Origin of the sequence: Alkalimonas sp., from assembly GCF_020831925.1 — a bacterium.
Lineage (GTDB): Bacteria > Pseudomonadota > Gammaproteobacteria > Enterobacterales > Alteromonadaceae > Alkalimonas.
The window spans coordinates 1-11,075 of record NZ_JAFIFQ010000023.1 but is presented as its reverse complement, the minus strand read 5'-3'; the positions used below and the strand labels follow the sequence as shown (position 1 = coordinate 11,075).

General features: G+C 54.1%; 8 protein-coding genes. 5 read left to right on the top strand and 3 right to left on the bottom strand.

Annotated features, from left to right (window positions below; genetic code table 11):
- Positions 1–20: 20 nt before the first annotated feature.
- Together JJU14_RS08930 and agaR are read right to left on the bottom strand one after the other, a co-directional pair.
- Positions 21–1,391: a Gfo/Idh/MocA family oxidoreductase gene (locus JJU14_RS08930; RefSeq protein ID WP_228612700.1), complete on the bottom strand. Its 1,371-nt coding sequence runs from the start codon at positions 1,389–1,391 to the stop codon at positions 21–23.
- A 13-nt stretch (positions 1,392–1,404) separates the two neighbouring features.
- Positions 1,405–2,187: a transcriptional repressor AgaR gene (gene agaR / locus JJU14_RS08925; RefSeq protein WP_228612698.1), complete on the bottom strand. Its 783-nt coding sequence runs from the start codon at positions 2,185–2,187 to the stop codon at positions 1,405–1,407.
- 316 nt (positions 2,188–2,503) lie between these two features.
- Here agaR and JJU14_RS08920 point away from each other — a divergent pair, with 316 nt between their 5' ends.
- The 5 genes from JJU14_RS08920 (at position 2,504) to JJU14_RS08900 (ending at position 10,145) form a co-directional block, all read left to right on the top strand.
- Positions 2,504–5,302, top strand: coding sequence for a TonB-dependent receptor (locus tag JJU14_RS08920; protein ID WP_228612696.1), 2,799 nt, complete (start codon positions 2,504–2,506; stop codon positions 5,300–5,302).
- A 218-nt stretch (positions 5,303–5,520) separates the two neighbouring features.
- A complete protein-coding gene (locus JJU14_RS08915; RefSeq protein WP_228612770.1) occupies positions 5,521–6,180 on the top strand; it encodes an ABC transporter ATP-binding protein in 660 nt (219 codons plus the stop codon).
- The gene (locus JJU14_RS08910) at positions 6,180–8,534 is read left to right on the top strand and encodes an FtsX-like permease family protein (protein ID WP_228612694.1); all 2,355 of its coding nucleotides are present in this window, start codon (positions 6,180–6,182) and stop codon (positions 8,532–8,534) included. The genes JJU14_RS08915 and JJU14_RS08910 overlap by 1 nt, the downstream gene beginning before the upstream one ends.
- Positions 8,535–8,538: 4 nt before the next feature.
- A complete protein-coding gene (locus JJU14_RS08905; RefSeq protein ID WP_228612692.1) occupies positions 8,539–9,753 on the top strand; it encodes an efflux RND transporter periplasmic adaptor subunit in 1,215 nt (404 codons plus the stop codon).
- Between the two features lie 68 nt (positions 9,754–9,821).
- Entirely contained in the window at positions 9,822–10,145 is a 324-nt protein-coding gene (locus JJU14_RS08900; RefSeq protein WP_228612690.1) for a TraR/DksA family transcriptional regulator, read from the top strand.
- Positions 10,146–10,149: 4 nt separating this feature from the next.
- On the opposite strand, the gene JJU14_RS08895 is transcribed toward JJU14_RS08900, so the two are convergent.
- Positions 10,150–11,040, bottom strand: coding sequence for an MBL fold metallo-hydrolase (locus JJU14_RS08895; RefSeq protein ID WP_228612688.1), 891 nt, complete (start codon positions 11,038–11,040; stop codon positions 10,150–10,152).
- Between the last annotated feature and the right edge of the window lie 35 nt (positions 11,041–11,075).

Below are 11,075 nucleotides of genomic sequence, written 5' to 3'. Positions count from 1 at the left end.
GCGAGTAGAAATGGCGCCGGCTAGCTGACAATGCCAAGTGGTTTGCCGGTTTGCCAGGCACCACGGGTAAAGTCCGGGATATCTTTCGAGTTGCCGCGATCGGCCACCGATGCCACCGACAGTGGCAAAATCACCGACCAGGCGGCGCCATCGTACACATCCTGATCCAAAGGCTCGCCATTGCGCAGGCAGTAGATCATGCGCCAGCACATCAGAAAATCCATGCCACCATGGCCGCCCTGTTTTTCCGCTTCTTTGCCCATTCGGGTCCACAATGGGTGGTCGTATTGTTGGTACCAGTGTTCCATCTCATAATCCCAGTGGTGGAAATCGAGCCGCCCGCCCTTTTCCAGCGCAATACGATTTGGAAAGCCGGCAAAAACACCATTGGTACCCTGGATCAGATTGTGGCGGCTGTAGGGCATGGGCGTGGTAGTATCATGCTGTACCATAATGGTCCGGCCTTTCACAGTCTTGATGATGCTGGTATTCATATCACCATGAATAAAATTCAGCTGATTGCGCGGATGATTGGCTGGAAATTCGCGTTTGGCATAAGCTGCCCGGCCCAGCGCCGGTGAGCTCATCGAGGTCATGTAATCGAAACGATCGCCACGGTTAATATTCATGTACTGCGACACAGGGCCAAGACCATGGGTCGGATAGAGGTTGCCGTTGTGCGTCGTATGGTAATGGGTACGCCAGGAGCCGGTTTTGCGGTCCATCTGCTTCATTTGCCAGCGCAGCTCATGAATGTAAGCCGCTTCGCCATGCAATAACTCGCCAAAGAGCCCCTGACGCACCATATTCAGCACCATCAGCTCATCCCGGCCGTAATTGACATTCTCCATCATCATGCAGTTAAGCTGGGTTTTCTCAGCGGTATCGACCAGATCCCACATTTCTGCCACCGTCAGCGCCAAAGGGACCTCAACAAAAGCATGCTTGCCAGCCAACATGCTGTCTTTGGCCATCGGATGGTGCCATTCCCAGGGCGTAGAAATAATCACAATATCAATATCTTCCCGCGCCAGCATATCCCGATAGGCATAAGGATGCTCACCGTACATGGCTGGCTTTTCCCCTCCCAACGAGGTCACAATATTGGCTGCCCGCTCCAGCACCACAGGATCGGTATCGCATACCGCAGTCACCACAGCGCCATCGATATGACAGAAATGCCGCACAAAGCCAACGCCCCGCTCACCGACGCCAATCAAGCCAACCCGAACCGTGTCCATTTTTGGGGCTACCAGGCCCATCACACTTTTGCCTTTAGCAGCCGGGGTATAAGCGCCACTTGCCTGACTGCTGGTGCAGGCGGTCATGGCCCCGAGGGCGGCTGTGGCCATGGTGGCCTTTAAAAACGATCGACGATTCAGTTTGGACATAGCCATACTCCTGTTATTTATTTTGTTTGACCAGGTGTAAGCGCACACCCTGTCGTTCTAATGCCTGCACGTACTCATCCGGAATGCCATCATCGGTAACCAGGGTATGGATCCGTTGAATTGGGCAAATGCGATGAAATGCCCGGGCATTGAATTTGGATGAGTCGGTTACCACAATGATTTCACTGGCGATTTCACACATAATGCGATTAAGCACCGCCTCTTTTTCAAAGTGTGTTGCCAGCCCTGTTTTCAAGTCAAAGCCATCAACACCCAGGATTAACTTGTTGAAATGAAAATCCTGCAAACTCTTCTCAGCCAGATGCCCATAAAAGGACATCGACTTTTTCCGCAACACACCGCCCGTCAGCATCACCTGGACTTCGTCTGCTTGCGCCAGCTCCAAAGCGATATTCAAACCATTGGTCATCACCACCAGATTTTTCCGCTCAACCAGGTTGGCGGCCACTTCCTGTGTGGTGGTCCCGGAGTCCAGCAAGATTTGCTCGTTATCACCCACTAATAAAGCTGCCTCTTTACCCAGCTGCTGCTTCAAAGCCTGACGGTGGTGGCTTTTTTCCTTCAACGACAGTTCCCGGCTGAGTTGTGAGTTGACCATGGCGCCACCGCGCGAACGTACCAGCAGCTTTTTTCTGTCCAGCACGCTTAGATCGTTTCGAATGGTCACTTCCGACACTTCGAAACGCTCGGACAACGCCTTCACCGATACTTTGCCCTGCTCTTGGGTTAGCCGCACAATTTGCTGCTGCCGTTCAATCGTATTTAATCCAGTCATATCAACCATGCTCTTAGTTTAAATCCAACCTTAAGATAACACTCCGGTTGATACTTTCAAATGCTTACGAAGTTTTCGCAACAGTTCCGGACGAAGCCCCGCTACAGCCAACGCTGTATAGATTTACCAGCCCAAAACTTAAAAAGCAAGCACTATTTTTTTTTGCTTTCACTATTGATCAAAGCACAAAAAGCAGGCTATAAAAAGATAATCGAAAACAGATTAACTTTCGATATCTTGCGATTTAAACCTGAAGCAGGCAGTTTTCAAGGCAAGAGCGCACATCAAACAATACAATGAGATCACTGGGGAACTTATGAAACAGCACAGATTCACACCTAGGCCACTGGTACTGGCTCTTGCCAGCCTTTTCAGCATGCAAGCACCCTTTGCGCTGGCAGAGCAACAAACAGATGCTGAAGAAGACATCGAGCGCATTCAGGTCAGCGGTATTCGCGGCAGCATTACCGAATCGCAATTTTTAAAACAACACGCCACCAGCGTGATTGATGTTGTGGTGGCGGATGATATTGGGAAGTTTCCGGATGAAAACTTAGCCGAAGCCTTGCAGCGCATTCCAGGTATCACCATCACCCGCAACAGCGGCGAAGGCCAGAACATTTCGGTGCGGGGTTTAAGTGGTGGTTACAACACTACCACCCTGAATGGCCGCAAGCTGGCATCAGAATTTGCTGGCCGGGATTTTAATTTCGATACCATCGCCTCCGAGCTGGTCAATGTGCTTAGTGTATACAAGTCTCCAGAAGCAAGGCTCATAGATGGCGGCATAGGCGCTGTGATCAACATCGAAACCCGTAAGCCATTGGCGCTGGATGGCCGCACCATGGCAGCCTCAGTCAAAGGCATTCATGAGTCACGCTCCGGCGACATTCATCCCCATGCTTCATTTATCATTGGCGATAAGACAGCCGATAACCGGCTGGGGGCTTTGTTTTCCATGGTGTATTCACGGAAAACTTTACGAGCAGATACCTACAGGGCATCAGGTTTTGAGGATGAAGATGAGGACGCCTTCCTGAATGTGGATATGAATGGCGATGGGGTGATCAGCGATGACGAGCGCTTTCCTTCTCAAATCCCCATGTACATGTACTTCGCCAATGCTCAGGATGTTCGCACCCGCATTGGCAGCTCGCTGGCATTGCAATGGCAACCCAATGCTCGGCTAGATTTAAATCTGGATGCCTTGTACTCCCGATACACCACCGATGGCAGTTTTTATGAGATTGGTTTTGTCAATTACGACGAGCCCTGGACTCCCAGCACACCCATCTTTACCGACCCGGGTTTTGACGAGCTGGGCCGGGTCAACAAAATCCGACAGACTGGCCCTGAAACCATGGTGGAGCTGCTTAACCGCACCACACCTCGGCGTAGCGATACCTGGCAACTGGGCAGCAATGCCCGTTATTACCTGAATGATGAGTGGACGCTGGAAGCGGATGCCGCATACTCGGAAGCCCGCAATAAAAACAACGGCAACAATCGTTTCATTGTTGCACGCGGCTTTGTCGATGCCATTGATATTGATTACAGCACCGGCAATATGCTGCCCGATGTGATGATTGAACCTGGCTTGACCGCCGACCAGCAGTACGGTGCGCATTACAGTTTGAGTTCTGGCACCGGGGTCAAAGATACCGTCACCGATCTAAAGCTCATAAGCCAGTATCAACCTTTTGGCAGTATATTAACCCGGCTGGATGCTGGTCTGAGTTACCTGCGACAGTCGAAACAACAAAGTGGCTTTCGCTCCAGAAATCCCAGCCAGTTTAGTCGCGGTGGTTTCTTTCTAGCACAGGACGGTTACGAATTTGATGACAGCACGGTCTTTCAACGTGGTGCCTTTGAACTGTTTGCCATTCCATCCTCGGTGTTTCGCCCAGCCAATTTTGACAACTTCCTAAAAGGTGAAAACAGCATTACGCCCAATCCATGGCCAAGCTTTGATTACGATGATCTGGTCGATTACTACCGTACCATCAATGCGGATGCTGCTAATGCCGGTATCGTGGCAAGCTCCGTGCCGCAGGACAGTTACAAAGTCACGGAATCAGTTACTGCCGCCTATCTGCAGGCGGACTTCGAAAGTGAGCTGGCCGAGATGCCTTATGTCCTTAACCTGGGTGTGCGGGCTAGCCGCACCAGCGTCGACGCCACAGGGTTTGGCTATGACTTTGGCCTGATTGAGTTAAACCCGGCTACAGGTCAACCCATCAATAATGATTGGCAAGATGAAGTCGTCGATGTCGGCTACAGCGGTAGCTATACCAATATCCTACCCAGCATGAATTTCCGGATGCAGCTCAATGATGAGTTGCAACTGCGAGCCTCTGCTGCCGAAGTGCTGAGCCGGCCAAGTCTGGGTTACCTTCGTCCCTGGGCTGCACCAAACTTTACCAGTCGTGAACAAGGTTTGCCGGTCTTAAGTCGGGGCAATGCCAGTGTCCCACCCGAGCGGGCACGCCAGGGGGATCTGGTGCTGGGCTGGTACTTTGCCGAGGCCAGTGCTTTAAACCTGGGTATTTTTTACAAAGATATCCTGTCCTTTATTAGTTCTGAAGGCAAACCTGGTGTGGTTGAAGGCATTGAATACTTTATTTATGAGCCTGTGAGTGGTGATTATGGCGCCTCTGTCCGTGGCTATGAACTGGCCTGGCAGCAATCCTTTGCGGATTTGTTGCCAGCGCCTTTCGATGGCTTGGGCTTTTTGCTTAATTACACCTATGTCGAGAGCAACTACGACGATCCAGCGTTAAAAGCGGCCGGCCTGCCCTTCCAGGGCATGTCGAAAAACTCTTACAATGCTGTGCTGTACTACGAGCAGTATGGCCTGCAGGCACGGCTGGCCTATAACTGGCGCAGCAAGTACCTGCTCAACCCCGATGCCTGGGGTGGGCCGGCCTGGCATGCTGCTTATGGCCAATTGGATGCCAGCCTGAGCTACGACATCAATGACAAGGTCACGGTGTTTGCCGAAGCTTCCAACATCACCAACAACCGCGCCTGGCATTACATCGACCGCGAAGACCAGGTCGCTTACCTAGAGCGTTTTGGCACCCAGCTTTCGTTAGGGATCCGGGCTTATTTCTAAGTAAGGCTCTGTTTAGGTAACACTCCCGTTGGGCGCAGCTGCTGCGCCCTTTTTTATTCAGTGAATACAAGACCATCCAGCTTGCTGCAGATCAAGCCTCTTCGCATCAGACTGTGCCATACTGAGCTATTGCTTTTTCATAAGGATACGCGGTGCCTGCAACAACCAAGAGCCAAGACATCGTTTTTTCCGCCCACCAGCTAACCCGCCACTACCAGATGGGCGATGTGCTGATCCAGGCGCTGCGTGGCGTCGATCTGACTTTGTATCGTGGGGAGTTTGTGGTGCTGTTAGGCGCATCCGGCTCTGGCAAATCCACCTTACTAAATATTCTTGGCGGGCTGGATACAGCCAGCTCCGGTGAACTGCGTTATGGTGATGCAATATTAAGCCAGGCCGATGATACGGCGCTGACCCGCTATCGCCGCGAGCAGGTCGGCTTTGTGTTTCAGTTTTACAATCTTATCCCCAGCCTGACGGCACTGGAGAATGTTGCCCTGGTCACAGACATCAGTCCCAGCCCGATGTCGCCGCAAGAAGCACTGGCTATGGTGGATCTGAGCGAGCGCAGCAATCACTTCCCATCGCAACTGTCCGGCGGTGAGCAACAGCGGGTGGCGATTGCCCGCGCCATTGCCAAAAAACCACGGGTGCTGCTGTGCGACGAGCCCACAGGCGCGCTGGACTCCAAAACCGGCAGCAAAGTAATGGCGGTGCTGCATCAGATCAACCAACAACTGGGCACTACTACTCTGGTCATTACCCATAACGAAGCCATTGCCGCTATGGCTGATCGGGTCATACGGTTAAAAGATGGCCAGATTGTCGATATTCAGCACAACCCCAACCCCAAATCAGCCTCGGAGCTAAGCTGGTAATGCAGGCCTTGCAACGAAAGCTCTGGCGCGACCTACTGGCGATGAAAGGTCAGATCCTGGCCATCGCGGCTGTGATAGGGGCCGGTGTCATGGTGCTGTTTCTGGCGGTCACTACGCTGGATATGCTGGAACGGGCCCAGCAGCGCTTTTATCAGCAGGCACATTTTGGCGATGTCTTTGTCGATCTGACCAGAGCACCAGAGCACCTGCTACCACAATTGCAGCTGCTGCCCGGCGTACAACAGCTGCAAAGCTCGGTGCGGGCACCGGTACGGTTGGAAGTGGCCGGTTTTGACGATCCTATTCGTGGCCTGATGCTGTCACTGCCAGAGCAGGGCCTGCCGCGGCTAAATCAACTGGTGCTGCTGCATGGGCACTTACCGGTCGCAGCCAATGAGGTCGCCATCACCGAGCCCTTTGCCAAAGCCCATCAATTGCAACCCGGCGATCACATCACTGCGGTCATTCAGGGCCGTTTGCAGCGCCTGCAAGTAAGCGCCATCGTGCTGTCGCCTGAGTTTATTTATCAGCTGGGCCCGGCCGATCTGCTGCCCGACTATCATCGCTTTGGCGTGTTATGGATGCCACGACGCGCCCTGGCCCATGCCTTTCAGATGGATGGTGCTTTTAATCACCTGAGTGTTAGCCTGCAGCGCGGTGCTAATCCGCTGCCGGTGCTCGATGCGCTGGATCTGCTGCTGGCTCCCTATGGCAGCCGGGGTAGTTACCTCAGAGCCGAGCAAGCTTCGCATCGTTTTTTAACCGAAGAGTTAGAGCAATTAAGCGTGATGGCCTGGTTCCTGCCGCTGCTGTTTCTTGGCGTGGCCGCTTTCCTGCTCAATGTGCTGATTGGCCGGCTGGTGCGCAATCAGTTGCAGCAAATTGCAGTGTTAAAAGCTTTTGGCTATAGCCACAATTCATTGCTACTGCATTACCTGCAGTTGGCCTGCGTGATCGTGGTGATTGGAGTTATTTTCGGCATTGGTCTTGGGCTTTGGGCGGCAACAGGCCTGGCTGAGCTTTATGCCGCTTATTTTCATTTTCCCGATATGGAACTGCGGGTGCAACTGCGTCACCTGGCTCTGGCCTTACTTCTGGCGTTACTGGCCGCCGTTGTGGGCGTTTTCAATGTGCTGCGTCAGGTCGCCAGACTTCAGCCCGCAGCAGCCATGCGCCCTGCTGTGCCACCCCAGTTTCAGCGCGGCCTGGCTGAGAAGATGTTACTGCGCCCCTGGCTGGGCCAACTGAACCGGATCATTGTGCGTAACCTGCTGCGCTATCCCGGCCGCAGTTTGCTGTCGGTGCTTGGCATCGCACTGTCCTCAGCCTTGCTGCTGGTTGGCAGTTTTCAGTTTCATGCCCTCAATACCTTGCTGGACATACAATACCGCCACATTCTGCGCATGGATACCCAGCTAATGCTAAGCGAAACCAGCCCGGAGCGGATACTGGCCGAAATTAAGGCAGAACCTGGGGTGTTGGCCGTCGAAGCCTTTCGCATGGTGCCGGTGCGGCTGCATTATCAACGCACCTCCTATCGCACTGTACTGCAAGGGCTGGAGGCCAAACCTCAACTAAGGCGACTGCTCGACCAGGAGCTAACGCCGATAGAACTGCCCGCTGAAGGCCTGGTGTTAACCCGCTATCTGGCCGACTACCTCGGGGTCAAACCCGGCGATAGGGTGCAGGCTGAACTGATGGAGGGAGCCAACCGCCTGGTGGAGCTGCCGGTGGCGGCCGTGGTGGATGAGCCGGTTGGCGTCAGTGGTTATATGGAGCGCAGAGCTTTAAACCGCCTGCTGCGGGAAGGCCCTGCTATTTCCGGTGTCTGGTTACTGACCGATCCGCTTAAGCGCACTGAATTGCAACAACGCCTGCAGCAGCGGCCCACTATCGCCGGTATCAGCCAGATGGCCGATATCGAGCAGCAGCTTCGGAATTACATTGCCGATACGCTGCTGGGGATGATGGCTATCCTGCTGCTGATGGCAGGCTCCATTACCTTTGCGGTGATCTACAACAATGCCCGCATTGCCTTAGCTGAGCGCTCACGTGAGTTGGCAACCTTGCGGGTGCTCGGCTTTGAGCGCTACCAGGTGGGCTGGGTGCTGGCCGGTGAAGTGCTGCTGCTGACCCTGCTGGCGATCCCCTTGGGCTGGGTGCTGGGGATCGGCTTTGCCTGGTCGTTGCAACAGGCGCTGACCATGGATCTGTTTCGCCTACCTTTTGTATTGGAACCGGCCAGCTTTGCGTTGGCAGCGCTTGGGGTGCTGGTGGCCACCGCTTTGTCGCTCAGCCTGATGCTCAGGCGCTTTCATCAACTGGATATGATTTCGGCTTTAAAAACGGAGTAACCTCATGATCATGCGAACCAAACACTGGTTTTTGTACCTGCTGACCGCAGCAGTGCTAGTGGCCCTGTTGCTGGCACTTCGGCCTGCCGCTGTGCAGGTATCTGTCAGCGAGGTGCATGCTGGCTATTTTGCCGAAACCATTGCCGATGAAGGCAGAACCCGGCTGCGCGATACCTACACCATTTCGGCGCCGATAGACGGCTACCTGCACCGGGTTGAGCTGGAGCCGGGCGATGCAGTCCAGGCCGGCCAGGCCCTGCTAACCCTGGAGCCAGCACCTACACCGGCGCTGGATGCGCGCAGCCTGGAGCAGGCCAGAGAGCAGCTGTCTGCCGCCAAAGCCAGGCTGCTGGCCGCTGAAGCCAGTTTTGACAGCAGTGAGCAGGAGCGTCGCTACGCCGAGCAGGAGTATCAACGTCATCAGGGCCTGCAGCAACAAGGCGTGATTTCCGCCACTCAGTTGGAGCGGCTGCGCCACGAATGGCAGCGCGCTCAGGCGGCCGAACGCGTTGCCCGGGCCGCCATTGATGTGGCCCGCTACGAAGTCGAAAATGCCCGCGCCCTGCTGGCCATTACCGATGGCAGCCGCAGTGGTGATGAGCGTGTTTTGCAAGTGCTGGCGCCGGTTAGCGGCCTGGTACTGCAGCGTCATCGCTGCTGCGAAGGTGTCATTATGGCCGGGGTGCCGGTGCTGACACTTGGAGACCTACATCAGCTGGAAGTGCAGGTTGACTTGCTATCGGCCGATGCGGTGCGGGTGCGCCCCGGTATGACGGTATATCTGGAGCGCTGGGGCGGTGATAGCACCCTGCAGGGACTGGTACGTCGGGTTGAACCGGCCGGTTTTACCCGGGTCTCGGCACTGGGGGTGGATGAACAACGGGTGCCAGTGCTGGTAAGCATTGAATCGCCCCCAGAGCTTTGGCAGCACCTGGGCGAAGGCTACCGGGTCGAAGCCCGCTTTGTGCTCTGGCAAGGCGATGAAGTACTCAGCCTGCCGACCAGTGCCTTATTTCGCGAGCAGCATCAGGGTCAGCAACACTGGGCGGTCTTTGTCGCTCAAAATGGCAAAGCACAGCTACGCTTGGTTGAGATTGGCCGGCGCAGTGGACTGGTGACGCAGCTGGAATCCGGGCTTAAAGCGGGTGAACGGGTGATCACCCATCCGCCCGCCAGCTTGCAACCCGGTGATCGAATTCAGTACTCACGCAGTCGTTGAGACAGATCAAGTAAGCTGAGCAAAAAATGCGCTACACTCCATAATTAAACTACTCCAAGGAGATCGCGATGCCATTGCAAAAGCTAAAGCAAGAGTTACTGCAACGCAAAATGAAGCTGGAGCGGCAAATTGCCGCCATCGAGCACGATTTTCGTCAGGGACGCAGCTCCGACTTAGCCGAGCAAGCTCAGGAGCGGGAAAATGATGATGTGTTAAATGCATTGGAGCTTAAAGCCGAACAGGAATTGCAACACATCAATCGTGCCTTAACCCGGATGGAGCAAGGCAACTACGACCGCTGCTCGGCTTGCCAGGAGGTAATCGCACTGGAGCGGCTTCAGGCCATTCCCTACACCACTCTGTGCATTCAGTGTGCTAACCGCACCAGTTAGCCCATCAACCCAGTTGCTCGCTACCTTTCAGTGGGATCTTGATATAAGCCGTACCATTTCCCTCTTTTGCCGGCAGCTGACCACCGCGGATATTGACCTGTACCGAAGGATAAATCAGCCGCGGCACGGCCAGGGTTGCATCGCGCGCCGTGCGCTTTTGCACAAAATCCTGCTGAAGTGTTTGCGCCGCAACATGAATATTTTGGCGCTTTTGCTCCCCCACTGTGGTTTTATAGCGCAGCTCACGGCCATTGGGCTGATAATCGTGGCACATGTACATAGGTGTTTCATCCGGTAGCTGATACAAGCGCTGAATGGACTGAAACAACAAAGCAGCATCGCCTCCCGGGAAATCACAGCGCGCAGTACCGGCATCCGGCATAAACAAAGAGTCACCAACAAATAGATGACCGGCTATCAGATAACTGACACTGTCGTTGGTGTGCCCCGGCGTATTGATCACCCGTCCGGTCAAAGTGCCAATCTGGAAAGTCTCGTCATCATGGAACAGGTGATCAAAACAATCGCCCTTGGCTGTTAACTCTTCGTCGCCGATATTAAACACCACCTTAAAAGTCTGCTGCACTTTGCGAATACCTTCACCAATACCGACCTGGGCACCGGTTTTTTTCCGCAGGTAATGCGCAGCCGATAAATGATCAGCATGGGCATGGGTTTCTAAAATCCATTGCAAGGTCAGTTGGTGCTGATTCAGGTAGGCCAGCACTTGATCGGCACTGCGGGTATCGACCGTGCCGGCGGCGGCATCGTAATCGAGCACAGGATCGATCAGTGCAGCCACTTTGCTGATCTCGTCCACCAGCAAATAACTGAAAGTACTGCTATCGTTATCAAAAAACATCTCAATGTGCATCGGCTGCTGTTGCGTAGTCATCGGGGCACCTCTTTTAAATTAGATTTCACTAAATA